Source organism: Bacillus sp. V3B (genome assembly GCF_024494465.1).
Classification (GTDB): domain Bacteria; phylum Bacillota; class Bacilli; order Bacillales; family Cytobacillaceae; genus Bacillus_BD.
Genome location: NZ_JAETXM010000004.1, coordinates 1 through 25,588 on the forward strand (window position 1 = coordinate 1; position 25,588 = coordinate 25,588).

Genomic DNA, 25,588 nt, shown 5'->3' on the forward strand with positions numbered 1-25,588 from the left:
AATCTGAGCGTTTTTGTTTGTTATTTATACTGTTGGTTTCTTGTTAAAATCTATGCTAATTAGTATGTCATTTGCTGTGCTATTAGTATTTTTCTCTCCCAATAATATTGAACGCGTTAACTTTACTAGTAGGGGCTTATCGGTTTACTGCGAAATAAAATCACCAAACCATCGCTGATGTCTACTAACAACTTCCTCATATTTACCACGATCATTTATTTCCTGTTTGGAGGTTATTACGCTCGTTACAAAATTAAGTCATTTTATACCTTAAAGTGATCTAAATCCTTTGCAAGATCGGTAATAAGGCGAAAAAATTTTACGAAGTTACATCACAAACCGCATCAAAATTGGTATTAGTACTCGAGAGAAACTTTTTTCGTGTTCAATGTCCCACAAACGCACTTTATTTTGGTATTAGAGTGTATGCAACAAAAAAGTTGCTAAGAGGGTGTCCGCTTTTCATGGTGTTTGGTGGTATTAGAGAGTATAGGCGTTGAAATTACGTCTATATGTCCCACGAATGCTATCCACGGTGTTATTAGAATGTGTGCAGCAAAAAAAATCTCGCGGAGCATGCATCACAAATGTCTTCCAAAGTGTTATTAGAACGTGTATAGGCGTCGAGAGTCACTCTAAAAATTTTTAACAGTAATGTACGAAAATCATCATGGAAGAGAGGTATCGAAATGAACGCAAGGTTATTTACAACGATAAGAAAGGTAAACGGCTTATCTCAACACGAAATGGCGGAGAGGTTGCAAGTATCACCTTCACTTGTCGCTAAGATCGAAACGGGAGAGCGTAGATGCTTGTCGAAGTTAGCAGAGAAAGTCGTGGAAGAGTTTGGCGCGGAACATATCAGCAAAGTAGCGGAATTAACGAAGTTAAATTAAGGGGAGCGAAGAGGGATGACTAAACGAATCAGTAAGTATGACTGGAGAAGGTTACCCATTAATGAATGGACAGTAACAACGTTCTTGCGTTGGTTTCAATACGAAACAAGGAACCGCTACGGCGTTGAATACGAAGAACCTAACGATTATAGGGAACGCAGAATGCTTAAACACGCTACTACTCAATACGGAAATGAAGCCGTTAGAGATTGGATAGCAGAAAGCTTCGAATCCTACGTATCTACGAAAAAATATCCGTTTATGCAATTCGGGTTTATCTACGTCTATCGAAGAGATCGCCTAAAAACGATTGCTATCGAAAAAGGTAGTAACGGTACTAGTATTAGATAATTAATTTTCGCTCAAAGCCTATGGCAACGACGTAAGGAGTTGCAGGGCGCGTAGCGACCTTAGTTACTTAAGGATTAATAACGGACTGTACGAGAATTGTTCCAATTCAAAGGCTTCGCCAGCAATCACAAACCGATTGCTATATACCTTTCTTATCCGTTATCTATTAACGAAAAAGAGTACCTTTTCCTTTTAAGGGAGAGACGCTATAAACCATGGTATATCAACGTTTCTACGAAATTTTAGGACGCTATCTTCCTAAACCGGAGTCACGTAGCGCGAATTTACAACGAAATAAACAGGAGGGTTGATCGAATGAATGAAGGAACTGAACGCAAGGAGATAACTGTAATTGACTCGATAATGGGAAGTGGTAAAACGCAGTGGGCGATTCAACATATGAACGAAGCAAGTCCGCTAGACAAGTTTATCTATATAACGCCATTCCTGGACGAGGTTACACGGATTAAAGAGAGCGTAACTAACCGACATTTTGTAGAGCCAAACAACGAAAATGACGAGGGCAGGAAGTTGCGCAGCCTAAAGGATTTAATCGTACAAGGTGCGGACATAGCTTCCACACATTCGCTATTTAAGACCGCAGATGATGAACTAATCGAGTTGCTAACGGATATAGCGGTTATACGTTAATTTTGGACGAGGTAATGGATTGCGTAGCACCAGTAAACGTTAAGCCTTCGGACATCACGAAGTTAGAGCGTGCCGGAGACATCGTGATAAAAGACGGTAAGGTTATTTGGACAGGAGATCCGCAAGATAATAGCCGTTACATGGATATTCGCATGGTAGCGCAAGCGGGCAACCTTTTCTATTATCGCGGCAAGTTTCTGGTGTGGGCGTTCCCTCCTAGCGTATTTGAAGCAGTGGACAAAGTAACAGTCATGACATACCTATTCAACGGACAGACCCAACGGTATTACTTCGACTTGTACGGATTCGAGTATAACTATCGTTCTATAAAGGAGATGGGCGAGTGGTACGAGCTGGCAGACTACCAAGTTATGAACGAAAGCAGACAAGAACTATATTCGCTAATCAACATATACGACGGAAAAATGAACGACCTAGGGGAGCGTAAGAATGCGTTAAGTGTAGGTTATTTAAAGCGTATGCACGCAGCTGGCGATATTGACTTTATGAAGGTGATACAGAACAATCTCAAAAACTACTTTCAAAACGTAGTTAAGGCAAAGCGCGACGACGTCTATTACTCAACGTTGAAAGAAATAGAAAAGATCATACAACCAAAAGGATACAAAGAGCCAAAAGTTAAAAAAGAGGATCAAGGAAAGCGACAACCGCCTAAAGTAGTAATTCCACATAACGCAAGAGCAACAAATGCTTACTCACATAAATGGGCGATCGCTTATGTATTTAATCGTTACATGCAACAAGATATCAAAGTATTCTTCCAAGACAATGGCGTCAAGGTAAATGATAATTTACTGGCAGTTAGCGACTTATTACAGTGGATCTACCGTTCACAGATTCGAAACGGCAAGCCAGTAGAGTTATATCTACCATCAAGTCGTATGCGCGGACTATTGAAGCAGTGGGCAAACTATGAAATATAAAGGAGGCGATAAAATGAGCGAACGCCAGCGGAAACAGTACGCAACTGAAATAGAAGACGTTATTAAGTTAGGGATTATCGACGAAGAAACAACGCTAAAATTATACGACGATCTAACAGGAACGTTTAGAGCTGTATCAATGACGCCACACCCCGAGGAAGCTCAAGCAAATACGCTAGAGTTACGGAAATCCAACCGCAAGCAGTATCATACGATAATAGACGAAGTAGTGAAGGAGTACGACGAGCGCTTAAATAGCGTCCATTCACCTTCGCAATATGAACAGCATCACCAAAGTCGGACAAGAGGGCATTTAGGGAAATATGGTCAAGTTTCATTCTTAAATCAATGTCAGGAGTATGCTCGATAATTTGAGCAGCCGCTTCCATGAATTGATTGGTATCAAGCCGTTTCTGCAATTCTCGCTTCAGACTTGTTGCCCACACATCCATAGCGGTGTCAAACCGCTCCCGTTCTTCGCTTTCTTCCGTATACTCTTCGTAAAAATGCTCCTGCAACATCGACACCAGTTTTGTTTTGACAATCTCAGGCATTGATTCCCCATGCTCCACAAACTTTAAGAAGTCTTCAAAATAACGTGCATGTGAAGCCTGATGGATTTTTAATTCACCTTCTTCAACCATTCCTTCTTCGAGCCTAATTTGAAGGAGACTAACTTTTTTTCTTCTAAATTATTTGTGGAACAACCGTATGAAACAAGATTTTTGGGGGCGTCAGCGAACTTTGTTAAGGCAGTCATAAGCGGATTTCTACTTACCACTTATTCGATCGGGTGGACTTTGAATCGACTGTACAACCGTATCTAGTTTTGCTTCAATCCTGTTTCATAAGTCACACACAATTTTAAATCCTTTACCATTACTTCTGCCATGTTTCATCCTCTCCTTTCACTCTTTATATATAAAAAAGACTCCCAAAAGTGCTCTATGAATTTTGATTTTGTTTAAACTATTTTTTTGATGCCACCCTTTCATCACATGTTCTCCTTTGAATCTATTTTTAAAAATAGTGGAGGACAAAAAGAATGGATGGGGATAGCGTAAAGGTCCAATAGAACGGTTCACAAAACTGTAATAAATTCATAGAGCCATTTTTCAGCCTAAATCTTTATAAAAGAGATGAAAGGGTGGTGCAATAGGATGCACATAAAATCAGGCACAATGGAACAGTATGATCATTTTTCTCAATTTCAATCACTAGAAGAATTTAATCAACATATGGAGCTGTGGCTGCTAGATTACAAGAAAGAGTTGACAAAAGGGGAGAAAGTCGGTTTAAAACAGCTGGTTCGTTTTTCGGAATGTATCCCAGGAGTGTGTCATGTGAAGATTGGAACCGTTTTACAAGCAGTTCATGAAGAATATCGCAATCATGGGATTTCTCGATCTACTTTTAAAAGAATGCTAGGAAAGGCAAAGCGAATGGGCATTTTCACGATCTATGAAACAGAAAGAGTAAACGGTTCCCAGGATCGCAATCTATATATTTTTAATCGATTTCCACATCGAAAAAATGAGATCTATTCGAAGAACTACGGTACTTACATGTTGTCATCAAAAGGAGGAAATGAAAATGAGTAAGCTATTAATTTATGACAATCCCATCATCATCCTACCGTCACTCGCACAGAAAATGGGGTTGATCGATTAAAAATGGATAAAACCAAATGGTACTCCATTGACTATAAAAGGTTGGCAGAATTAGAGTCCGATGCACAGGCTGTTTTGGAATCATCGACAGGACAAATTGGCACGATCGTTGTTCCAATTTGTCCTTTAGAAGAGGACAAAATGTCCCAAGCAATACCAGAGATTACTACAGAGACTTCAACAAAGACTACAACAAAGATTACAACAAGTAAACCTATTCCTTTTTCCGACATCATTACCTACTTGAACAACAAAAAGAATTCGTCCTATAAACCGGAAACAAAGAAAACAAAAGAGTTCATGATAGCGCGTTAGATAAGTTATTTAACAGTAGGAGAGAAAGACTTAAAGAAAGTGGAATTGATATGGTAGTTTAATAGGTGCAAAGGCAGCTGTAGATAAATCTATAACCGTTGAAGAACACGGAGAATCGTACGTAGATGTATTTATGAATGTTATTTGAGAATACAAGCGAGGCAAAGTTCGTAAGTTAGACCGATTGTTATACATTGCATGGAATAAGCTCACGGGAGAAATTGCACGAAAAATTAACGCTCAAGGTATGTCATCAAATTTACTAGGCAAGTTAGGTGTCGGTATGTACGCTAATAATGACACTTATTTTGTAAATAGGCGGGACAGACCGTAAACGACTATCAACCGAGTTAGACGAGCTAGGCGTATTTTAGGAGGGCTTAGAAGTGACTAAAATAAACAAAGCACTACAGAAACAAATTTTAGAAAGAATGATTAAAATTACACCTTATATGAATCGCCTTTGTGAATTATACGATCATGAAGGTTATTGGCATAAGTGGGATTAGTAGGGTAACAGAAAATCATATTAAAACAACCTGTGGTGAAGTTGTGAAAGACTTACCTGATAAAGAGAACTACCGCTGCGAACAGTTTGCAAAACTGAATGATATCAAAAATTGTCCAACTTGTTTAAATATTTGGAGTGGGGAGATAGAACAGGAATTTGAACATAACTAACTTATGGGAAGGTTTGAGTTAAGTTTATGGAACAATTTGGTTTTAATACCGAAGATTATTTACTGGACTCTATTGAAGATAGACCTTTTTATAGGGATTATGAACAACTTATAAGTGAAGCAAAAATCTCAAATAGTGTAACCCTAATAAGATATGATTATAATCCAAAACAATATATTAGTATAATATATCCGACATCTCATCTCCATATTGGTCATGAGAATCAAGAAAGGATACCAATGACTATGGTATTATCACTGCAAGCATTTGTTGGATTTGTTATAAGGCATATATATTATAAAAAATGGAAGAAAGCTATGTCCCATACCGACTTCTTGGAATTGTACTTTAGTGTAAATTAGAAATAACTAAATTATATTAGATTGCCCGAAAACCCTTTAAAATGAAGGATTATCGATCACTAGCGATAACTAGAAATAACAAGCCATAACACCAATCCTCTAACTTCAAAATCTCTTGTGACCTGCGTGTCAGGTCAGGTGGGGTCGGTTCCCAGACGGTCCCTCCAATGAACCTTACAGCCGCAAGGGTTTACGGTGACTGTTACCGTTGATTATTAGCGAAATACATACGCAGTTTTCGCCCAGTCTAAAGCTAGACCGTGTGATGCTGATTAACAAAACCGTTATAAACTGGCTGGTTTCAGAGTTAGTAGCGATTCGTAGAGAAAATGTCCATCTGGATGATGGATTTGTAAAATTGGAAGCCGCTGAAATAAAAACAAGGCGTACAAGGGTTTCGGTGCAAATACCAAAGTTTGGGCTTATAGGCAAGTTACCAAAACCAGCTTCAGGCAATAAGTTACCTATATAAGCCGAAGGTGGTGAGAAAATGGGGAGACGAATAAAACATACTTCACGTGACGTGGAGGAGTTAGCGAGGCTCATGTTGGCGGAAGCGATCGGTGAAGGAGTCGAAGGGATGAGCATGGTAGGAACGGTCGTGGCCAATCGGGTCGAGGCTGACTGTGCTCCTGACTTCAAAGGGTTGCGCAATATCAGACATGCGATCTATCAAACCATACCTGGAACTGAAATTCCTCACTTCGAGCCCGTCTTAAATGGAGCATTGTATACACAACGTCCCAAAGAAGCTGACCTCCAGAGGGCTAGGGATTTGTTGCAGGGTTATAGGGAACCTCGGTCCAGAATGAATTTATGGTTTTTTAACCCCAGTCCGGGGAAAACGTTCCGAGCTCCTTGTAGCCCCACGATGCCAAGATCACCCATGACGCAGTTCGATTTTGCGCACAAGAATCATTGCTTCTATGTCGCTGTACCGGGCTACTGCCCAGAGTTTTATAGATAAATGAAAAAGGAGCGGATCTTCTCATGACTTGCGAAGACTCTAGTTATTATTCAATGAATTATTATCCTGGTTTTTATCCAACTTCCATGATGCGGGGCAGTGTCGCACAACCTGCCGGCTTCCCAGCGACGATGCCTGCTGGAGCACATTCTGCCGGCTTCCCGGCGACGATGCCTGCTGGAGCACAACCTGCCAGCTTCCCGATGGCTATGCCTTCGGGACCCTCGTTTGCCGTCCCGACGGTCCCGTTGGGAGGTGTGAGGGAAGAATCCTTTATCGAAAATATCCTACGCTTCAACAAAGGTAAGATCGGTACATTCTACTTTACTTACCAAGGTAATAACAAATGGAATGCGATGGTTTACCATGGGCGCGTAGAAACGGCCGGTCGTGACCACATCATCATCAGTGACCCGGCCAGCGGTAAACGCTACCTGCTGCTGATGGCAAATCTCGACTGGGTGGAATTCGGGGAAGAAGTTAACTATCCTTTACAAGAAATCAGTCCGGATGTCCAGGCGTCCCTGACGACATCGGAATGAGTTTGTAGAACGCTAAAAACCCGCTTACTTCTTTTTTTGAAAATGAGCGGGTTTTTAGTTCTGAGCACATATAGAATGCAAATCCGGCAATAAATTGAAGCGAACGTTTCCGCCTCTTAGGTTGCAACAGGGAATGACTCGGTGGTCGGTTAATATCCAGAAGCAAGATGTGCCTACTGGCGTCGATTTCGAGGATAATAGTCCAGTTTATAGTTAACTGGGCTATTTTGCTTTTTTTATGTCATAATCATTTCTTACTTGGTAAACCTAACCGTAAAAGAATTTTTTGGGGGGGGTAGTCCTAATGGAGAATGTTAAATCGTTAATGGAGAAAAATTCAGAGCTTTTTAGGCAAGCCTATAACGAAAAAATCCAAATATGGTTCGATTACGTTTTTCTAAGTTGGCGGTGGTGTATCGGCATAGCAATTATTATTATTTGTTTGTTGATTTGGGTTTGGCTACGGAAATACAAAAATGCTGACCGCTTGTTTTATGCTGGATTTTTCACGGCTATGCTGACTACCTTTTTAAACCTAACTGGTATAACTTTTGGACTTTGGGAATACAGCTATGAACTACTGCCAGCGGAAGCTTATATTCCTTGGGATTTTTTCTTTCTTCCCACAGTCATTATGCTGCTTTTGTTGTTTAAACCAAATATAAACCCATGGTTTAAAGCAGTATTTTTAGGAGCACTAACTTCTTTTATAGGTCTTCCACTATTAACTTGGTTAGGTCTTTATAAGCCAATGAATTGGAATTACATTTATTCTTTTCCCATTATGATGGTAATTTATTTACTCGCTCATTTTATCAGTAAGAGGGAAAAGTTCGCTGGAATCAGTTGAAAATTTTAACGCCTGAAGGAAATGAAAACATGGGAATCTAACATCAAACACATTCGTTTAACTTTACTTGAATAGTAATGACAAATTTATGGATGAATTACAGGAATGATAGTATGGAAATTTGTATATTTAAAAACTTTTTAGAAACTGTTTGAGAACCAAGGTACGCTCTGTCATTGAATATGCTCCGCATTTATCTGAGCAGTATGTGCAGAATGTGAGGGAGATTTTTAATCAAGATAACTTCCCGATTCTGCACGGGTTTAATGATGAAGATGTCAATATCAAAACATGTCAAGGGTCGTGCAAACGTATACTGGGACACTCCCAGAGGTTGCAAGATCTGATATTAGAAATTTTTACGAATTTGTATTATAGTGTTTTAACAAATACGTTCAGCGAAGCGCTATTTACGGGATTTAGTCAAGTGGCTCTAACTGTTGCATGTTATAAGGTGATATAAACCCCATCAATACTAAGCGAATTGATCGCATTTTTGGTCACAGCTTGGTCACCGACTAGATGTTTTTAAATATTAATAGATAAATTTAAACGAGATTAAAATTGTTATAAACCGTATTAAATCAAGATTCTGCATCATTAAACAAAACTAAATTTGGCCAAAAAAGATATCTTCCCTCTAACTTTAAAACCGCTTGAGACCTGCGTTCCAGGTCTGATGGGTTCGATTCCCACACAGTTCCGCCAACTAGACATATTATCGAATGTTATACCGTACGGGAGTTATTCACTCGTATGGTTTTTTGATATTATTTCAAGAACTTATATGCACTTCCTTAAATTCGGCCAAGCCATTATCGTTTTGCGTATACCAGGCCTACCTTTTGCGTATACCAGGCCTACCTTTCGAGGTTATATCAAGCCCTCCGAAAAAAGCGCATTCCCTTTCTAATCTTCCAGTCCTTGGTTGGACCAATAAAGGTGTTGTTCATTTGCAGCCGACCATTATATAAAAATAAAATTCATTTACCAAGAATAACACAACTAGTTTATAATATTAGGATGTCCAATTTGGATAATAGGAGTCTATTATGAAACTCAGAAGATGTAAGTAGGTGAATAGCATCGATATTATTGAAACAAGGGTGAGAGGTTTTATAACTGATATTCAACACCCTAATCAAAAAAAGAAAATAAATATCAACGATTTAGAACTTCAGCTGCGCAAGCTTTTGGATGATTATGTTGAAATGGATGGGTATTCGTTGTTTTTTCATGCCATCGAAACATTGGTAGCGGAAGGACAACTGATTCCGATTCAAAATAATCAATACAATGGAAGGACACCCGCTCTCCCATTATATTACTGGGTGAATATAAAAGTTCAGGCAACCAAATGGGATCGTCTGGAGATGATGAAATTAAGTGATGTGTTTGATTTTTCCTACTATGAAAATCATCCCGAATACCAAACGCCTGAGGAATGGACCCGAATCCAGAATGTATATCATTTTCTTCAATCCAATCAGGAACGGGAAGTCGTGTCAGTCGAAGAAAGAAGCCTGGAGCTCGTTGGTCATGAAAAGTTTTTACTAGACAGTGATCTTTTTCCTGAGGGAAAAGGCTTTTTAGCTAGAATGGGCATTTCAGAAGAGCAGCTTAAAATGGTGCACTACGGGGAGCCTTTTGTCTTTTGGCTGAAACAAGGGAAAGATTTCAAAGATATTCAGCGGGTCTTGATTGTTGAAAATCGATCATTCTTCCATACTGCTATTCAGTTATTGGAAAACAATCAACTTGATTATGAACCTGAACTGATTATTTATGGGGATGGAACGAAAATTGAACGGAGTTTTTCCTTTTTCTTTCGAATGTTTCCGCCTAAATCTTATCTTTTCTATTATGTAGGAAATTTGGATGCTACAGGATACGGGATCTTCATTCGACTGATCGAAAAATATCCAGATTGCTGGATTCAACCTGCCTTAAAAATTTATCGCAAAATGCTCGAATGTCTAGACCAAAAGAATGACCAGAAAAGCGGCCAAACACAAAACAGCAAATACCGTGATGGATTCTTTCAATGGTTTACGGAAGAAGAGCAAGCGTTACTGATGCAATTATGGCAGGAAAATAAGCGGATCCCACAAGAAGTCTTAACAATCGAAACATGGAGGAGATGGATGTGAACGAATCATGGGAAGGGTTCGCCCAGCGAATGCAACGATTAAATCCACTGTTTGAGCTTGGGAGAGGAATGGAAGTAGGGGAGCTGAAACCTCATCTCCAAACGATTCTCATGCAAGTGCTTCTCACCATCTTTTATCGAGAATTAAATGATGATGATCATCGAAGCAAATCAGATATCAAGTATATGGTAGAATATTCCATTAAACAAATGAAGCTTTTAGCCGACGATAAGCAAATTGATCGGATTACAAGTGGGCTCCTGTATCAGGGAAAAGAAGAATATAGTAAACCGTTTGAAGCCTTGTATTATGATGAAATCAGACAATCCTGGGAGACGCAAACCTTCCGCTATGTCACGATGGATGAATTATATACGAATTTAGAGATGGGTGGATCCATTGTTTATAAACTGACCGATGTCGCTCAGGAAATGATTTTTATGAGCAGGGAAATGGCGGAGGAGTTCTCGATCACGATTGAACAACTCTATAGTATGCAGTTGATTAAAAATGGTAATTTCAGAAAAGCTACGCGAAACCTCGATCACCTCATTTCACGAGTCAACCGCTTAATGGCAAATGAATTTTCTTTTCAAAAGGAAATGATCAATAATCCCAAAATCTTATTGATGGAAGAAAAATGGCAAAGGGCCGACAATCGGGGTGAAATTGAAAAGCAATTTGAAGAAGAAAAAAATCACTTTCGTACAATCATGAGTATGCTCGAAAAAACGAAACGAAGAAATGAAGAAGATGATTATATTCAGAAAGAATTGATTCTTCTTCAAGAAAAAATTGGCCATACAAGGCAATTGCATGATCGGTTTGCGAAGCTTGTTATTCAAAATATCTCCTATGAAATGAAATTAAAAGTGGAAAACCCTTCACTGTTTTGGGAGAACAGCTTGGTTTCTTTTCGAGAACATATTTATGAAAATTGGTTGATGAAGGAAGGCGTTCAGTCTTTTACGCAAATCGAAACGGTTCTGTCTCCTTTGTTTTCACCGAAGAATGAATTTATTTTGCCGCTTGATTGGATTTGGGGAGAACAAGAATTCAATGAAAAACAAGTAACCGATACTGTTATCGAAGAGGAAGCAGAAGAGAAGGTTACTACGATGCGCGTGACGAACTGGGATTCGGTGATTCAGGCATGGAGTTATGTTTTTCAATATTTACAAACATACGGAGAGTTTTCGTTAGCGGATTTAGCGACGTTGCCATTAGAAGTGCAGGATTTATGGTTTAAAGAATCAGAAACCATTGATTTATGGATGATGTTTGATAAAAAGCCGCTAAAGGTTCAGGTGTTGCATCGGAAGGAAGAAACCTTTAGCGATGAGCGGGAAATTCTTCTATATAAACTCATGCAGGAATACCCGCAATTTCAAGTGTTTGAAGGCTTGAAGATCTATACCAAGTTTGATCATCAAGCGGAGCCTTTCCGATTGTCTCGAATGAAAATAACCCCGTTTAAAATATGTGTACAGGAGGAGAAGTGATGAACGCAGAAACGATCAAAAGAGCATCAGCTGTCTATTTTTCGTTAGTAAAAGAGAAGGTCATCGACGAAAATAGTGAACACTTCCAGACGTATTTTGATCCAGAAGTGAGACAGACCGTTCTTTTATTAGCAGATGAATCAGGTACATATATCATTGAATCACCTAAACGTATCCAATTAGTTGTCCAGCCAACCGGCTCCGTCTTTGCGACGAATTTTACTCATATGAAAGAAAAGCATCGTCAAATTGAAACGAAAAAACACTTTCATTTAATTAGCGTGGTCATTATGGCTTTTTTAGCAGTCATTGACAGCAACCAAGCTGCCAAAATCCGTACGAAGCGGGAAGGAATTAGCTACTACGCATTAGAACGGCAAGTCAACGACCTGATCATGAATTGGGATAGTATTCTTAAAACGAAACCGACCTTCGGAGAAGAAGAACAAATTGATATGAAGGAAGTTGTGACCACGTGGAAGTACATGGAAGTTGACACAGAGGATTACGGAGTTAAAAAAGCCAATCGACGAACGAGAATCGGTTTAATTGCCAGCGCTATGCGCTTATTAGAGACGGAGGGGCTGGTTGTCATTCTGGATCAGAATGATATCCCAAAGGCCATTCCGAAACAAGAGCTTTTTGAGCGAATTGAATACTTGTATCACGATTACGATCGCTATGAATTATTTAAACAGTTAATGACAACAGAGGAGGATTGGCATGCCGAAAATCCATCGAATTAGAATTGTTGGCCTGAAGTATGATGGCATGCAAAAGCAATATAAAGATATTACTTTTGATTTTCATAATGAGGAGACCTCAACAAATGGTCTCATTTCGATGATGAATGGCGGCGGGAAAGGGGTATTCTTACAAACGATCTTCCAAATCCTCAAACCTGGAACGTCGTGGGGAAAACAAAACAATCGTTATTATCAGCAGTTCTTTTTTAATCATAAAGAGCAATTTATTCCCTATACCTTTCATGTGGTCATTCAATGGGAATTGGATGGTGCGGATTGCCGGCATCTGATCACGGGAGGAATGTTCTCAGCCGAACAGCGGATCTCAATGAGTGAAGAAAGTGGAAATGAAAATAAAACATTGGGACAGGAAGCGAAGATCCTTCCGAATATTACTTTTTATACAAGAGAATTTGAACGGAATGAAGAGGCGGCGCTTGAGCATATTCCACTCTATGAAAATGATGAGGTGGCTGAAACCGAAAGCTTGAAAGACTATTTAAAATGGAATGGATATGACGTTTACCGAGATACGAAGAAGCATTATCGCATCCTTGATACATATGGAATTGACCGGAAAGACTGGGATATTTTGAAGGATATTAACAAGGATGAAGGCGGTGTTGGGAAATACTTTGAGGGAGCGGAAGATGATCATTCTCTGTTCCAAAAACGAATCATTCCGACGATTAGTCAAGTCTTACATCGAACCGAGCATCAAAAGAACGATCTTATGGAGATTTTCAAGAGCCAGGCAAGTATCGCAAAGGACCTGCCTGTTCTTTTAAAAAGAGAGCAAGCCCATAAAGAGTTTTTAGAAGATATTGTTCCATTTGAAGATCATTTAGCAAAAGGTATACAGCAGAAAGAAATTGTGGAAGAAAGTATAAAAGTAGGAAGACAATTGTTAGGTGCTTTAGAGCATTTGAAGCAATCGGAAGAAGAAAGTTTGCTTGCTTTAGAGAAAGACATGGAGAAATTAACTTTAAAGCAAGCCGATTTACGCTATCAAAAAGATAATTTAGAGTATGCAAACGCACATAGAGAGGTAATGGATTGGGATCAGAAATTAGTAGAAGAACGAAAGAAGCATTCTTCCGTACAAGACATCGTGAAAGAGAAACAGGAACGAAAAGACCAGCTTGCCTTTCAGCTTTTATTGAAAGAGTGGAGTGAAAACGAGCAAACCATTCGCTCCCTTTCTCAGCAGATCGCTAAATTGGAACAAAATAGTGGCCTCGAGCAAGTGAATCAACGAATGGACGAAATCAAAAAAGAAGCAGCCCAGCAATGGGAGCAGTCCTCTCAGTCGATACGAGAAGCAGTTAAGCAATATTTTGGGTATCAAAAGTTCTTAAAGAAAAAAGGAAAAGAGCTGTCGCAGCAGGATAAACAAAAGACAAAAGACATTGCTCAGCTTAGTACTGAAATTGACTTTCTCTATACGCAAATGCATACCTTTGAATCGAAGGAAGCGGCACTCATTCAAGAATTTGGTGACCGCTTAACCTATGACTTAAAGGGTTTTATCGAGAGTCTTTCGAAACAAATTGAAGACAAAAAGGAAAAGTTAGAAGAGCTGCAAGCAAAAGATAAAGCATCTAATGAAAAGCAAAATGAATTGGCCACTTCTCATGGTACGCTCGTTCAATCGATTCAGTTTTCAGAAGAAAAATGTGAAGAATTAAAGGCAGCAAATAAAGAGCAAAAGCAAAGGGAAGACAAACTAGCCGGTAAGCTTCATGGTTTACTAGATGACGTCAGTGCACCATTGACTCAGTCTCGCTTATCGAAGTATAGCTTACAGATCGAAGAAGTACTAAGCCAGAATCGACAACAAGGGGAACAAATAAAAAAAGAACTTTGGGAAACACAACTCGACTATTCTTTAAATGATGAGTCCTTCTGGATTGCGAATAAAGATGTGAAAGAATTAAAAGAATGGATCGATGAGAAGACGGGTATTGATGTGTTTTATGGAACTCAATTTCTTCAATCTTTAAGTGCAGAGGAAATGGCGAACTTATTTGTGACGTATCCGCTCCTTCCATACGGTTTAGTCGTAAGTCGACACCAATGGCAAAAAATTAATCAGCAGGTTCTTTCAGGAAGAATGTTTAAAAGTCCTGTTCCGATTTTCATGCGTGAGGAAATGAAGAGCGATCACCAGCAAGCCTCCTTTGTGATCATGAACGGAACCGAGAAAGAGCTATTAACAGATAAAAATCATTTCACCAACTGGAAAATAAAGATTGCAAAACAAATAGAAGAGAAGAAAGATACGCTCAGTGAAATGGAGAAAACCGAAACCTCCTTACGTCGCATTTTAAAAGAAATCGATCGATTCTTATCAAGTCAGCTTTCGAGTGAAATCGAAAAAGCGATTGATCAGGAACAGAATGCTCTTTTTTCTAAGAAAACGAAATTACAGGAAATCACCACACAAGAGGAAAAAGAAAAAGAATTACAGCTTCAGCAAAAAGAGCAACTTGAAAAGACAAAGGCAAAGATCGAAAAGCTGACAAAAGATGTGGAAACATTAGAGGAGTTTGAGCAAGAAAAAAATCTTCATCAAGAAAATAAACGGGTGAAAGTAGAAAAAGAGAAACAAAAAGAAAATCTGGTCATCGGGCAGCAAGAAATTGGAAATGAGCACGAAACTATCGTTGAGCTGCAAAACAAGTGGAATCAAACGTATGTAGAATGGAAGCACTCAACCGAGCAAAGTATAAAGGAGATATCCTTCTTTATGAAAGAAGCGACTTTTCCTTCTGATGAAAAAGCAGATTCATGTGAAGAGGTTCCACGCTTATCATCTCGTTTATTAGAAGAGATCAATGGAAGCATCGAAGAGCTCAAACAGCTGCAAAAATCAAAAGAAGAACAGGCTCGAGAATTACTCGTTATTCAAGCCAAAAAAGAAACCGAACAAAAGCAGCAAAAGAAATTAGAGAAAAAACTCAATACTCATCATAAAGATTGGAATCAAGCTCCAGAGCCAGATGAGCCTATGAGTATATTAGAAAATATGCTGCAAACGGCCCAGAAGGAAGCAAAAGCAGCCGAAAAAGAAGAACGGGAACAAGGAACGGCCGTAACTGTAGCCGAAACGTCTCTACAGCATGCGACCGAACAGCGTGAAAAGTCAGGAAAAAAGATAGCAAAGCATGAAAAACAGCCTGAAGAATGGGCAGACCTTGACTTAGAAGTAAAGGCCGTCGAAATTAAAGACCAAACGAAACGAACGAAAGACGAAATAAAGCAGGCTGAGAAACGGCAAAAAGAAACAGAAGCAAATATTACGGGTTATGAAGGGGATTTGTTAACTCTCTCTGTCATCCTAAAGGAAGAAGCAGCCGCCTTTACGGAAGAGGATATAGAAAAAATTAAGATTCAAGGAAAATCCTGTAGCTTATCCTGGTGCGAAGAACATCAAGCGATTCAGGAAGAAGGCCAAGAAAAGCATGCGAAAATCGAACAATCACTTCGTAATGTAAAGCTTACAATTGAAGGAAAAGATTGGGAGGTACGATTTAAAAACGAAGTATTAACAACATTAGACCATATGGATACAAGGCATTATAACCATATTCAAAGCATCGTTAAAAATATGAAACGTTTTTCACAAAGTGGATTAGAACAATTAGAACGCGACAAAGAAAGGGCAGAAAAGGCTCAAAACTTCTGGGCTAGCCGTGCCAGTATGAAAGTGATGAGCATTTCAGAGGCGATTCGTTCAATGATTGCGAAAATGAAGCTGAAAAATGAACGAGGATCCTTCCCACTCGTCCAGCTCAAGGAAGACATCTTACCGAAAAAAGCGGAGGAGATCGAACCACTACTGAAGCAGCATTTTGTTTCGACCATTAATAGAATTACGGAACAATTTGATACGATTGATGATACGAATCAAGCCTTAAACCAAGAAATAAAACAACTCATTAGTGATGAGCAAATTTTATTTGTCTCCCTTCGAAATCGATATCCTGAGCTACTCGTCTATAATATGCGGACGGATAATGCCCTTATGTATGGGAAACCGCAACGTGAGCATTATTCGACATGGCAGACGATTAATCAAGGTTCTAAGACGAAATCCGATGGAAGTGGGGGACAAAAGCTATCCGCCCGAATGGTGATGATGATGATGTTATTATCCGTTAAAGGTGAAACCGATCAAAGCTGGGTTCCTTTAGTCTGTGATAATCCGTTCGGACAAGCAGCATCGGCTCATGTCCTTGACCCGATCTTCGCAGTGGCTGAAAAACTGAAGTTCCAGTTCATCGTCGTCACACCGCCCGAACTGGTGAAAACGGAAATCAGCCAACGATTTGATGCCTATTATAAATTGGACTTCATTCGTGAAAAAGGAAAAGAAATTGTTTCGGACACGATTGTTCCAGCATTTCGGATTTACCAGGGAGAGGAAGTCGTTCAATAAGATGAAACAATGATAAAATTAAGGATTTAATATTAAAAGTCTCACTTTCTGTATGGAAGGTGGGATTTTCATTTGTGCTTAGGCTACTAGAGGAAAAGAATGGTGAAACATTAGATACCAGGAATAATTATGTTTAGGAACTACCTGTAACAAATTTTTAAAAGGAATACAAGAGTACTGCTAAGGTTGTAAAAAAGATAGAGAGAATGGGCTATAATGATATACAAATTTAAAAATTAACATTTCAATGAAAAAAGCATTTTGTTAGTAAGGATGGTGTATATGAGGTATGTATTACATGAATTTACGGTTACGATGCCATTTGTAACAGTAGATGAATCAATGGAAAAGCTGAATCTATATGGCTATTATAATTTGTATTATGATCAGCCAATTGAGCAGGTCGCTGAGGAAAATGGATATGGAGTAAAGGAAATTCAAGATACAACTGTTGACTTGAAAGTGATTTTCGAAGAAATGGACAACGTTGAAAAAGCAAAAGAAGAAATTACAGAAATCTTAGATGTAAAGAAGGAAGAGATTTTCTAAGGATAAACTCTTCCCTCAATCCTTGCATAGAAAGCGTTGGCGACTGCGATATTTGCCATTATGCTTAACGAATGTACTACCACAATGAACACAAGCCATACCCGAAGCAAATCGTGCTTTACAAATGGTATTGAGAAGTTTTGTGATTTTATCTGGCTCTTCTGGAAACAAATTTTGTTTCATTGCCTCAAATCGTGCTATTTGCAAACAGGCTTCATAAAAGATGCCTATTTGGCATCTTTTATGATAAAATTTTGAAGCCATATTTCTTGATCATAAGCAGAAGGGGTGTAGTCAATTAGTATATTTTTAGTATGGAATAACATTAGACGATCGTAAATAAATGTTATATCTTCTATTTCTAAAACGTTTTCACCTTCTTTTTGATTAACAGGTGCAAGTGAAAAGCTGGCTTTTCCTCCACCTCCACAACCGATACCTGCCAAATAAATATATATTGCTTGATTATTTTTGTCCTTTGCTAATAATTTTTTTAATGTTTCCAACGCTACTTCTGTTACCTTAATCTCCATAAATAAACCCTCCATTTATTTTTAAAAATTTAAACTTAAAAAACATAAAATACTATTGTTCCCATGATAAAGCCTAAAATGATCGTCAACGGAACACTGTGCAATAAATATTGCTGGGGAAAAATGTGTATAGTTTTTCAAGTTGAATCCACATTTGTGTAGAGATTTAAAAATTATAAATAGTGAGTAATGATAGTTTTTTATACCCTGCGTGGTATATGTTTAATATAAATGAAGTAATATTTTTTGTCAAATAACTAGTTTATACCAATAAATTATTTTATTTAGGCATTGGGCAAATAACATGGGGCGGTTCTCCTGTTTTACTATTTCTAAGTCGTTTTGAATGAAATGAGAACATATATTCGAAATGATGGAATCTAGGAAAACATTATGCTATCAGTATAATTTCCTAATAAAATTATTAGTAAAGGATGATCAAGATGGTTAATATATCAACAACAACATTACAATGGAGCGGCGTTTTGATGTCGCTGCGGTAAAAGTACTTGATGCTGGGTTGAACTCCTAAATGGGTCGAGGGGACAGGCACTGCGTCCCATTTCAATGGAAACACTCTTTCAATCGTATAAAAAGGATAGAAAACTGGGACAATGCACCTGTCCCTCTGGACCATTCGACCCTTTAAACTATGCTTTTGAAGTTCTTCCAAAGTCGTTCTCGCTTAGCACTTTTATTTTAACTTGTGGTAAAATAATCTCGATAGAGAATACCTTTTCCTTAATCGTTTCGTAGGTTTTTTACCTACTCACAAAAGGATTCTTCATCACTCAAAAGGAGGATAAGTGATGTCTAAATTAAATGAACTGTATTTAAAAGTGTTAGCAGACAGCAGCCTGCAAGCCAAATTTTTAGAAATTGTAAAGGATGTAGAAACGGTAGGACATGAAGTGACTGGAGAAAAGTTAGTAGTTTTTGCTAAGGAAGCGGGCTACGATGTAACGGTTGCTGAAATAGCTGCTTTTTTAAAAAATCTTGCCCCTCAACAAGGCTGAGAATCATCAGACGCAGAGTTGGACTCGATAGCAGGTGGAAAATACATGCCATGGTCAAAAATGATTCAGGCAGAATGTAGCAAATAAATGAAATAAGCCGTATATTCGATTAAAAAAATCGTGATATACGGCCATTTGTGATGCGTACCAGAAAGGTGCGCTTATTTTTTATGGATCGAGGGGACAGGTACTGCGTCCCATTTCAATGGAAATACTCTTTCAATCGTAGAAAAAAGGATAGAAAACTGGGACAATGGACCTGTCCCTCTGGACCATTGAGAGAACCGTCCCCATGTTTCCATGTTTCCCTACTCTGGTACTCCTTGAATGAGCTTGTGATTATAATAACATAGAGAATGGTGAATGAACTGTTTGACTCCTTCTATTTCTTCCGCTTATTAATTTCCTCTGTCACGATAAAAGCAAGGTCATCGTTTCCGAACAAGGATAATACTCCCAGCAAGGTTTGATCCGCTACCTCACCTGCTTCTTCTTTAGGTACAGTTAAGTCTAACGCTTCTCTCAAAGCTTGGTTAGCTGGTTGATTGGGGTAAGCGCGCAGGTAGACTTCTTCAGGAAGGAGATCATTATTGACGCACCACTGGGCAAAGATGAGAATCATCATCTTCTCTTCACCTTGATAGTTCTCGATGATTTGATCCTGCAACTTTTTTTGATTCATTTGGATCCTCCTTAAATCTTAATATAGAAATCCTGCTGTATTAATTATGGGGTCTGATCCCAAAACCCCCCTTGGAACATTTGTATGAAACAAGATTTTTCACAGGGCGCCACTGTGATCAAAGCTAAGCCCTACAGGAACATACATATGAATGTTTCCAAACTATAATCTAGTAAATCCTTCTTCATTCAGATATTCTGCCGCTTCGCCATAAGAGTTGAAAGCTCCATCTAAATTGAGGCCTGCATATACACTCCACATATCCTCTTCATGCACAAGAATCAAGGTCTGATGATCCTGGTTAATCCATTTTTCTTCCTTTTGATCTGCAATCATAGGCGCTTCAGTGGTTATTTTTGGAGTTAAAGAGAGAATGGATTTTTGAATAATGGTTCGAAGTTCATCTGCAGAAAAATCACGGATGTTAACCATCCCTTTTTCATTTTTTTTATAACCATTTAATTCTGCTCCATATACAAAACCATTCCCATTAGAGTGTAAATGATAGACTACGTTCTTTTTATCTGATGCACTCGCTTCATAATGAAAATTAATTCTCCCCATAGACACATTTCTTTTCTCCAGTTCTGGAAAAGACTCAATAATCGCTAATTTTTCTTCGAAAGTAAGCATACGACCTCCAAGTATTTTAATTTAATAATTATATCATACCACCTGTTTTTTCAAAACTTCGTATGGCAGTATTAAGTATTAGGATGATTATCGCTGAGTGTCGGTAATATCGAAAAGATTCGTGAAACATTTCTATGAAACAAGATATTTCGAGGTGTCACTGGGACTTTTTCAGGACTTTTTCAAAATAGACGGAGGATAACTTCATCTCACAGTCATTGAGACTAGATTCAAAAAAAGAGTAAATGACACTGCCTCCTTTCGAAAGAAGATTTTCTTATTCTAAATATACAGCGTGCTTGTAAAGCATCCATTGATTCAGCTATGCATATCGCTTCTGAAATGTTGATCTTGGAACATGTCAAGCTACCGTGTCATAACTTGATTAGGTAAAGCAACACTATACTTGGAGGAAAGAGAATGAACCATCTATATACCTATCGAGCAAACCCGCAAATGACACAAAATGGACCGATGCAAGTTGTTGTCGTAGAGCCTTTCGTATATGAGGCACTTCGTAGTCTAATAGGAAAAAGAGCCGTCCTTGATACAACACGTGGTTCCGTTAGCGGAACAGTTGTTGATGCTAAAGTTGATCATGTTGTCATCCAAGAACATGATTCTATATTTTTTGTTCGTATAAGTGAAATCGTTTGGATCATGCCAGAATCTTAAAACTAGCTACATCATTAGGGAGAGTAGAAACACATTCCTGTTCGCTACGGATTTCAATAAGAAACAATGGGCTAGCTCATGTTAAATGAGTTGGCCTGTTTGAGTTTTCCAAATAAATATAAGTTATTTACATTAAATAACAAAAAAATAACATGCTATTACTAAATTGTTAATGAAATTGATGTAAGAAAATATTCTGTCGAAATGGCGGGAGGCAGTTGTGAAGAAAAAAAGGGATATAAGGATATTATTCAAGTATTTAATCGCATTTTGTCTCATTCTAGTTCAATTCACCCCAATGGCAACGATGGTGCAAGCGGAGGAAACAGACGAAGGTAGAACTTCTCCGATACCAGTAGAGCCAACCATTAAAGAGGAAACTCTGGATGAAATTCCAGAAGATCTTGTCGCACCTATGATTGAGCATACACCACTCAGCAGAAGTCAGGCTTACACCGATATTGTCATGGAAGCCAATATGACAGACGATCTGTCTGTTCCATATGCAACTCTTTACTATAAAAATGAGGGGGATGAAACCTTCACTTCATTGGCCATGACCGTGATGCCGGAAAACCCGGCCCATTTTACAGTTACCATTCCTGGTATTGAGGTTGAATCCGATTTGACCTACTATATCGAAGCCTCCGATGGTAAAAATACAAGCAGGACGGACGAACACGAGATTACCGTATCTCAGCCGAACCTTGATTTTAATAAAATGCCGCATTTGCTTGTAACAGAAGTGGTGCCTGACACCTCGAATGTCGGCGGTGCTGACGGGTATGAATTCATTGAAATTTATAATAATACCGACCAGCCTATTTCGTTCGAGGATTATAAAATTCAATATCGCTATGGTTCAGATCCTGAAACCGATGTGATTTGGGAGTCGGTGCCGGATGATTTTGTCATTCCATCAAAAGGAACGATGGTTTTCTGGATTATCAATGATCAAAATGGGGAGAAAACCGTCGCGGATTTTAACAACCATTACAAAGTAAACCTAGTTGAAAATAAGGATATCATCAAAATTTACTCAGCAGGAATGGCAAACGGTAGTACAAGAGGAATTGTCATTGCAACCAATACGGATATGGAAAGCTCTGTTGCCTATTATAATGAGGAATCTGGAGTCGACGACACGAGTGCCGATAAGGGGATCATCTACAAGTATCCGATAGATGGAACCAATCAAATGGACAAAATAAGTGCAGGCAAAGAAGCGGCAACACCTGGTACTGTTTTGCAGGTACAGGTTCCAGCCAAAACCGTCCAAATCCCTGAAGATACGACCGCACCAACGATTGAAGATGTAACAGGAAAGACTGAAATCAATCAAAAGGAAGATTTAATCCTAACAGCCGATGCAAAAGATGATCAGATGGTGAAAACGATTGCGTTATTTTATAAAAATAACGAGCAATCACAATTTAAAAAAGTACTCTTGCAGCAAGATTATAATGATTTGCTCTACCATTTTACCGTTTATTCACCGGATTTGATTGCAAAAGAATCAATCGAATATTATTACGAAGCCTCAGATGGTAAAAATAAAACCAAGACGGAAACGCATAAAGTCACAATTAAAAGTGATGAGAATTCTGATCCATTGCGACTCAATGTGAAAAATGCAGAATTCCTTTCAGGAGAAAACATAGTAAAAGCAACATCTACTGTAGTGTCTCCAGAAAAGGTTCAATTGTTTATTGATGAAAAAGAGATGACGGAAGACACCTTCCGTTCACTTGAAAGTGAAAGCTACTTAGCCTTTGAAGTCAGTGGAGTCAATACTTTTTTCCAAAACGGTGTGACCATGGGGGATGAAGTTCTTCGTATTTTTGATGATTGGATCCCGCAATGGAAAACGATCACGGTTCCGATTCAACCTGAAAAGCTAAAAGAAGGAGCCAATATCTTTACGATTCGCTCAGGCGACAAAGCCACTCCATTTCCAACGGAAAATGGAGAAAACAGGGACGATTACAGCCTACGAAATGTCAGACTCGTGCTCCAAGATGGCACAGTTATCCAAGACCCGAAATACAGTGATCCTGAAAAAGTAATTGCCATGAATGATGCTAATACAGCAGTTGATTTTACGATAAACATCCCAGAGGACAAAAGGCTTTCGAAAACCTATAAATGGAATACCGCCACCGTCGCTGATGGTAAACATACCATTCGTGCGACTGATTCTGTGAATCCTGATGTAACAATAAAAGTACACGTAGATAACACGGCACCTGTGATTAAGACGAATATCGAGAAAAATAAAGAATATAAAGGTAAATTCATGATTGAAGTGAAGGCAGGTGATGCTTTAGCGGGTGTGGATTCTACGCAAGTCAAACTGGATGATGAAGTGATCACCGTACCATATGAAACTTCCTCCTCCCAATTATCACCAGGCAGTCATACATTAACGATTATGGCTGTTGATAAAATCGGAAACAAAACAGAGGTCGAGGTTCCGTTTTCTGTAGTTGATGAATTACCTAGAAAACCGAAACTCGTTTCACCGCAGGTTGGAGCAGAGGAGCAAAAACGAACAACTCATTTAAAGGTGAATGTAACCGATCCAACGAATGATGATCTCGACGTTTCGTTCTACAAAGGATTCCAATATAACGCTCTGAACAGTGATCAGGTAAAAGTATTTAAAAACGCGGTGGACACTGAACCGCCAGAAGAAATGATTCCTGCAGGGGAAACTGCCGTCCTTGTACACGAGGAAATTTCTAAAATTGCCTCGTCGGATGACGAATACTTAGTGACAGATTCCAACACGCAATTCCCGTATCATCGTTTTGATGTGACGATCGACAGCTCGGTGGATGAATCGGATATCGTGGAATTATCATGGGAAGGCCACTCATTAGAAGGCAGAAAAGTATCGATGTACGCTTGGAGCCATGAAAAAAATGAGTGGGTCATGCTGGATTCAATGATAGCGGGAAAAGAAGATTTTATCCTTAAACAAAATGTTGAAGCAGGAGAATTTATGAAGGACAGTAAAATCAACGTCCTTGTTCAAGATGAAATTCCTGTTTCTCCAGATGATTATGATTATACGTTTGTCTGGATGTCGGATACCCAATATTATTCTGAAAGCTTCCCATATGTTTTTGACCGTCAAACACAGTGGATTGTTGAAAACGCACAGGCCATGAAGATGAAATATGTTTTCCATACCGGTGATTTGGTGAATGTAAGTGATAAGGAAGAACAATGGAAAAACGCTTCTCAGTTTATGAAAACTCTAGATGGTGCTAATATTCCGTATGGGGTGTTAGCAGGAAATCATGATGTTGATCATAAAACGTCCGATTATACACAGTTTTACCGATTCTTTGGAGAAGATCGTTATAAGGATCGTCCTTATTATAGCGGATCATACAAAAATAACCGCGGACATTATGATTTAATCTCAGCGAACGGCAATGATTATATCATGGTCTATATGGGATGGGGAGTGGATGATGAATCCATTGCCTGGATCAATCAAGTGCTGGCTGAACACCCGGACCGGAAAGCTATTTTAAGCTTCCATGAATACTTACTGTCAACAGGTACGAGACATCCGCTAGGGGATAAAATCTATAATGAAGTCGTCGTTCCAAACAAAAATGTGATCATGGTGTTAGCAGGGCATTATCACGAAGCGCAAACATTAATCGATTTGATTGATGATAACGGGGATGGAACCCCGGATCGCAAGGTATATCAAATGCTAGCGAATTATCAAGCAGGTCCTGAAGGAGGACAAGGTTACATGCGCCTACTCCACTTTGATCAAGATCAAAACCGAATCATTGTAAATACGTACTCACCATACTTGAACGATTATAATTATTATGATCCTGACAAGTATCCGAATAAAGATGAGTTTGTCATCAATTTAAACCTTAAACCACAACAAAAAAGAATGGCAACCGACAACTTTACCGTCAATGTTTACACTGATTCCTTGATCGGAAAGAAAAATAATGTAAAAAGCGGAAAAGACGTACAAGTACGCTGGAACCATTTAGAACCTCACCAAACGTACGCCTGGTATACCGTAGTCGAAGATGATTATACAGGAAGAACCGTCTCTGACATCTGGACATTCACGACAGGTGATGGGAAAAATAATAGCAAGAACAAGAAGAAGTAGATTCTTCTTTCTATAGCCGTATCGTTACAGGAAACGGTAAGAATTCTTAAAATGGTAAGAATTCTTAATTGAAAGAGGAGAACTGGTCAAAAGAATGACTGGTTCTCCTTTTTTACTTCATAGGATAAATCAACTAGTGCTTCCTGTCATGAAGTAAGATTCTGTGGTACCTTCAACGAAATATAGGCTGGTACATCAGTAACAACCACCTAAAAGGAGTCATATTTTGTTGAAGAGAGTATACACGTAGTATCTGATGGTTTTGTATGCCTA

24 protein-coding genes and 2 pseudogenes are annotated in these 25,588 nt (G+C 38.8%); 21 read left to right on the forward strand and 5 right to left on the reverse strand.

Annotated features, from left to right (window positions below):
* Nucleotides 1-689 precede the first annotated feature (689 nt).
* From JMM81_RS07105 to JMM81_RS07120, 4 genes are all read left to right on the forward strand, one after another.
* The gene (locus JMM81_RS07105; protein ID WP_256240866.1) at nucleotides 690-896 is read left to right on the forward strand and encodes a helix-turn-helix domain-containing protein; all 207 of its coding nucleotides are present in this window, start codon (nucleotides 690-692) and stop codon (nucleotides 894-896) included.
* Nucleotides 897-911: 15 nt separating this feature from the next.
* The gene (locus JMM81_RS07110) at nucleotides 912-1,247 is read left to right on the forward strand and encodes a hypothetical protein (protein WP_256240867.1); all 336 of its coding nucleotides are present in this window, start codon (nucleotides 912-914) and stop codon (nucleotides 1,245-1,247) included.
* Between the two features lie 315 nt (nucleotides 1,248-1,562).
* On the forward strand, nucleotides 1,563-1,898 hold the full coding sequence (locus JMM81_RS07115) for a hypothetical protein (protein WP_256240868.1): 336 nt from the start codon (nucleotides 1,563-1,565) through the stop codon (nucleotides 1,896-1,898).
* Between the two features lie 14 nt (nucleotides 1,899-1,912).
* Nucleotides 1,913-2,842 (forward strand): hypothetical protein, encoded by a 930-nt coding sequence (locus JMM81_RS07120; protein WP_256240869.1) that lies wholly within the window; start codon nucleotides 1,913-1,915, stop codon nucleotides 2,840-2,842.
* A gap of 248 nt (nucleotides 2,843-3,090) precedes the next feature.
* Here the strand turns inward: JMM81_RS07120 and JMM81_RS07125 are convergent.
* Nucleotides 3,091-3,495 (reverse strand): annotated as a pseudogene (locus JMM81_RS07125) (DUF3900 domain-containing protein); the annotation flags it as partial.
* Between the two features lie 507 nt (nucleotides 3,496-4,002).
* Here JMM81_RS07125 and JMM81_RS07130 point away from each other — a divergent pair.
* The 14 genes from JMM81_RS07130 to JMM81_RS07195 all read left to right on the forward strand — a co-directional run bounded on the left by JMM81_RS07130 (nucleotide 4,003) and on the right by JMM81_RS07195 (nucleotide 17,617).
* Nucleotides 4,003-4,443, forward strand: a complete 441-nt coding sequence (locus tag JMM81_RS07130; RefSeq protein WP_256240870.1) for a GNAT family N-acetyltransferase — start codon at nucleotides 4,003-4,005, stop codon at nucleotides 4,441-4,443.
* Between the two features lie 72 nt (nucleotides 4,444-4,515).
* Nucleotides 4,516-4,827, forward strand: coding sequence for a hypothetical protein (locus tag JMM81_RS07135; protein ID WP_256240871.1), 312 nt, complete (start codon nucleotides 4,516-4,518; stop codon nucleotides 4,825-4,827).
* Between the two features lie 386 nt (nucleotides 4,828-5,213).
* Nucleotides 5,214-5,336 (forward strand): hypothetical protein, encoded by a 123-nt coding sequence (locus tag JMM81_RS07140; protein WP_256240872.1) that lies wholly within the window; start codon nucleotides 5,214-5,216, stop codon nucleotides 5,334-5,336.
* Complete coding sequence (locus JMM81_RS07145) at nucleotides 5,308-5,508, forward strand: hypothetical protein (protein ID WP_256240873.1); 201 nt, start codon at nucleotides 5,308-5,310, stop codon at nucleotides 5,506-5,508. The genes JMM81_RS07140 and JMM81_RS07145 overlap by 29 nt, the downstream gene beginning before the upstream one ends.
* Nucleotides 5,509-5,534: 26 nt before the next feature.
* Complete coding sequence (locus JMM81_RS07150; RefSeq protein ID WP_256240874.1) at nucleotides 5,535-5,870, forward strand: DUF2290 domain-containing protein; 336 nt, start codon at nucleotides 5,535-5,537, stop codon at nucleotides 5,868-5,870.
* A gap of 208 nt (nucleotides 5,871-6,078) precedes the next feature.
* Entirely contained in the window at nucleotides 6,079-6,342 is a 264-nt protein-coding gene (locus JMM81_RS07155; RefSeq protein ID WP_256240875.1) for a hypothetical protein, read from the forward strand.
* 72 nt (nucleotides 6,343-6,414) lie between these two features.
* Nucleotides 6,415-6,837, forward strand: coding sequence for a cell wall hydrolase (locus JMM81_RS07160; RefSeq protein WP_256241093.1), 423 nt, complete (start codon nucleotides 6,415-6,417; stop codon nucleotides 6,835-6,837).
* Nucleotides 6,838-6,860: 23 nt separating this feature from the next.
* A complete protein-coding gene (gene gerQ / locus JMM81_RS07165; protein ID WP_256240876.1) occupies nucleotides 6,861-7,379 on the forward strand; it encodes a spore coat protein GerQ in 519 nt (172 codons plus the stop codon).
* Between the two features lie 304 nt (nucleotides 7,380-7,683).
* Nucleotides 7,684-8,229, forward strand: a complete 546-nt coding sequence (locus tag JMM81_RS07170; RefSeq protein WP_256240877.1) for a CBO0543 family protein — start codon at nucleotides 7,684-7,686, stop codon at nucleotides 8,227-8,229.
* Nucleotides 8,230-9,305: 1,076 nt separating this feature from the next.
* On the forward strand, nucleotides 9,306-10,379 hold the full coding sequence (locus JMM81_RS22890) for a Wadjet anti-phage system protein JetD domain-containing protein (protein ID WP_256240878.1): 1,074 nt from the start codon (nucleotides 9,306-9,308) through the stop codon (nucleotides 10,377-10,379).
* Nucleotides 10,370-11,881, forward strand: a complete 1,512-nt coding sequence (locus tag JMM81_RS07180) for a hypothetical protein (protein ID WP_256240879.1) — start codon at nucleotides 10,370-10,372, stop codon at nucleotides 11,879-11,881. Before JMM81_RS22890 ends, JMM81_RS07180 begins: the two co-directional genes overlap by 10 nt.
* Entirely contained in the window at nucleotides 11,881-12,627 is a 747-nt protein-coding gene (locus JMM81_RS07185) for a DUF6063 family protein (protein WP_256240880.1), read from the forward strand. Before JMM81_RS07180 ends, JMM81_RS07185 begins: the two co-directional genes overlap by 1 nt.
* Nucleotides 12,605-17,068 (forward strand): hypothetical protein, encoded by a 4,464-nt coding sequence (locus JMM81_RS07190; RefSeq protein WP_256240881.1) that lies wholly within the window; start codon nucleotides 12,605-12,607, stop codon nucleotides 17,066-17,068. The genes JMM81_RS07185 and JMM81_RS07190 overlap by 23 nt, the downstream gene beginning before the upstream one ends.
* Nucleotides 17,069-17,350: 282 nt before the next feature.
* Nucleotides 17,351-17,617 (forward strand): hypothetical protein, encoded by a 267-nt coding sequence (locus JMM81_RS07195; protein WP_256240882.1) that lies wholly within the window; start codon nucleotides 17,351-17,353, stop codon nucleotides 17,615-17,617.
* Nucleotides 17,618-17,635: 18 nt separating this feature from the next.
* On the opposite strand, the pseudogene JMM81_RS07200 reads toward JMM81_RS07195, so the two are convergent.
* Both JMM81_RS07200 and JMM81_RS07205 read right to left on the reverse strand, forming a co-directional pair.
* Nucleotides 17,636-17,881, reverse strand: a pseudogene (locus tag JMM81_RS07200) (transposase-like zinc-binding domain-containing protein); the annotation flags it as partial.
* Complete coding sequence (locus JMM81_RS07205; protein WP_256240883.1) at nucleotides 17,845-18,150, reverse strand: iron-sulfur cluster biosynthesis family protein; 306 nt, start codon at nucleotides 18,148-18,150, stop codon at nucleotides 17,845-17,847. The gene JMM81_RS07205 and the pseudogene JMM81_RS07200, both read right to left, overlap by 37 nt.
* Before the next feature lie 809 nt (nucleotides 18,151-18,959).
* On the opposite strand from JMM81_RS07205, the gene JMM81_RS07210 reads away from it, so the two are divergent.
* Entirely contained in the window at nucleotides 18,960-19,166 is a 207-nt protein-coding gene (locus JMM81_RS07210) for a Nif11 family protein (protein WP_256240884.1), read from the forward strand.
* Nucleotides 19,167-19,548: 382 nt separating this feature from the next.
* Here the strand turns inward: JMM81_RS07210 and JMM81_RS07215 are convergent, their stop codons facing one another.
* Entirely contained in the window at nucleotides 19,549-19,848 is a 300-nt protein-coding gene (locus JMM81_RS07215; protein ID WP_256240885.1) for a hypothetical protein, read from the reverse strand.
* A gap of 162 nt (nucleotides 19,849-20,010) precedes the next feature.
* The gene (locus JMM81_RS07220; protein WP_256240886.1) at nucleotides 20,011-20,481 is read right to left on the reverse strand and encodes a hypothetical protein; all 471 of its coding nucleotides are present in this window, start codon (nucleotides 20,479-20,481) and stop codon (nucleotides 20,011-20,013) included.
* Nucleotides 20,482-20,901: 420 nt separating this feature from the next.
* Between JMM81_RS07220 and JMM81_RS07225 the strand changes: the two genes are divergently transcribed.
* Together JMM81_RS07225 and JMM81_RS07230 are read left to right on the forward strand one after the other, a co-directional pair.
* Complete coding sequence (locus tag JMM81_RS07225; RefSeq protein WP_256240887.1) at nucleotides 20,902-21,156, forward strand: YuzF family protein; 255 nt, start codon at nucleotides 20,902-20,904, stop codon at nucleotides 21,154-21,156.
* A 220-nt stretch (nucleotides 21,157-21,376) separates the two neighbouring features.
* Nucleotides 21,377-25,315 carry a lamin tail domain-containing metallophosphoesterase family protein gene (locus tag JMM81_RS07230; protein ID WP_256240888.1) on the forward strand — a complete coding sequence of 1,313 codons (3,939 nt, stop codon included), beginning with the start codon at nucleotides 21,377-21,379 and terminating at the stop codon, nucleotides 25,313-25,315.
* Nucleotides 25,316-25,588 lie beyond the last annotated feature (273 nt).

Excerpts from the sequence above, each read along its gene's own strand:
- JMM81_RS07120 (WP_256240869.1), top strand. The coding sequence starts at position 1,913 with ATGGATTGCGTAGCACCAGTAAACGTTAAGCCTTCGGACATCACGAAG.
- JMM81_RS07160 (WP_256241093.1), top strand. The coding sequence starts at position 6,415 with ATGTTGGCGGAAGCGATCGGTGAAGGAGTCGAAGGGATGAGCATGGTA.
- JMM81_RS07110 (WP_256240867.1), top strand. The coding sequence starts at position 912 with ATGACTAAACGAATCAGTAAGTATGACTGGAGAAGGTTACCCATTAAT.
- JMM81_RS07150 (WP_256240874.1), top strand. The coding sequence starts at position 5,535 with ATGGAACAATTTGGTTTTAATACCGAAGATTATTTACTGGACTCTATT.
- JMM81_RS07170 (WP_256240877.1), top strand. The coding sequence starts at position 7,684 with ATGGAGAATGTTAAATCGTTAATGGAGAAAAATTCAGAGCTTTTTAGG.
- JMM81_RS07220 (WP_256240886.1), bottom strand. The coding sequence starts at position 20,481 with ATGCTTACTTTCGAAGAAAAATTAGCGATTATTGAGTCTTTTCCAGAA.
- JMM81_RS07130 (WP_256240870.1), top strand. The coding sequence starts at position 4,003 with ATGCACATAAAATCAGGCACAATGGAACAGTATGATCATTTTTCTCAA.
- JMM81_RS07135 (WP_256240871.1), top strand. The coding sequence starts at position 4,516 with ATGGATAAAACCAAATGGTACTCCATTGACTATAAAAGGTTGGCAGAA.
- JMM81_RS07190 (WP_256240881.1), top strand. The coding sequence starts at position 12,605 with ATGCCGAAAATCCATCGAATTAGAATTGTTGGCCTGAAGTATGATGGC.
- JMM81_RS07105 (WP_256240866.1), top strand. The coding sequence starts at position 690 with ATGAACGCAAGGTTATTTACAACGATAAGAAAGGTAAACGGCTTATCT.
- JMM81_RS07215 (WP_256240885.1), bottom strand. The coding sequence starts at position 19,848 with ATGAATCAAAAAAAGTTGCAGGATCAAATCATCGAGAACTATCAAGGT.
- JMM81_RS07195 (WP_256240882.1), top strand. The coding sequence starts at position 17,351 with ATGAGGTATGTATTACATGAATTTACGGTTACGATGCCATTTGTAACA.
- JMM81_RS07210 (WP_256240884.1), top strand. The coding sequence starts at position 18,960 with ATGTCTAAATTAAATGAACTGTATTTAAAAGTGTTAGCAGACAGCAGC.
- gerQ (WP_256240876.1), top strand. The coding sequence starts at position 6,861 with ATGACTTGCGAAGACTCTAGTTATTATTCAATGAATTATTATCCTGGT.
- JMM81_RS07225 (WP_256240887.1), top strand. The coding sequence starts at position 20,902 with ATGAACCATCTATATACCTATCGAGCAAACCCGCAAATGACACAAAAT.
- JMM81_RS07185 (WP_256240880.1), top strand. The coding sequence starts at position 11,881 with ATGAACGCAGAAACGATCAAAAGAGCATCAGCTGTCTATTTTTCGTTA.
- JMM81_RS07180 (WP_256240879.1), top strand. The coding sequence starts at position 10,370 with ATGGATGTGAACGAATCATGGGAAGGGTTCGCCCAGCGAATGCAACGA.
- JMM81_RS07115 (WP_256240868.1), top strand. The coding sequence starts at position 1,563 with ATGAATGAAGGAACTGAACGCAAGGAGATAACTGTAATTGACTCGATA.
- JMM81_RS07205 (WP_256240883.1), bottom strand. The coding sequence starts at position 18,150 with ATGGAGATTAAGGTAACAGAAGTAGCGTTGGAAACATTAAAAAAATTA.
- JMM81_RS07145 (WP_256240873.1), top strand. The coding sequence starts at position 5,308 with ATGAAGGTTATTGGCATAAGTGGGATTAGTAGGGTAACAGAAAATCAT.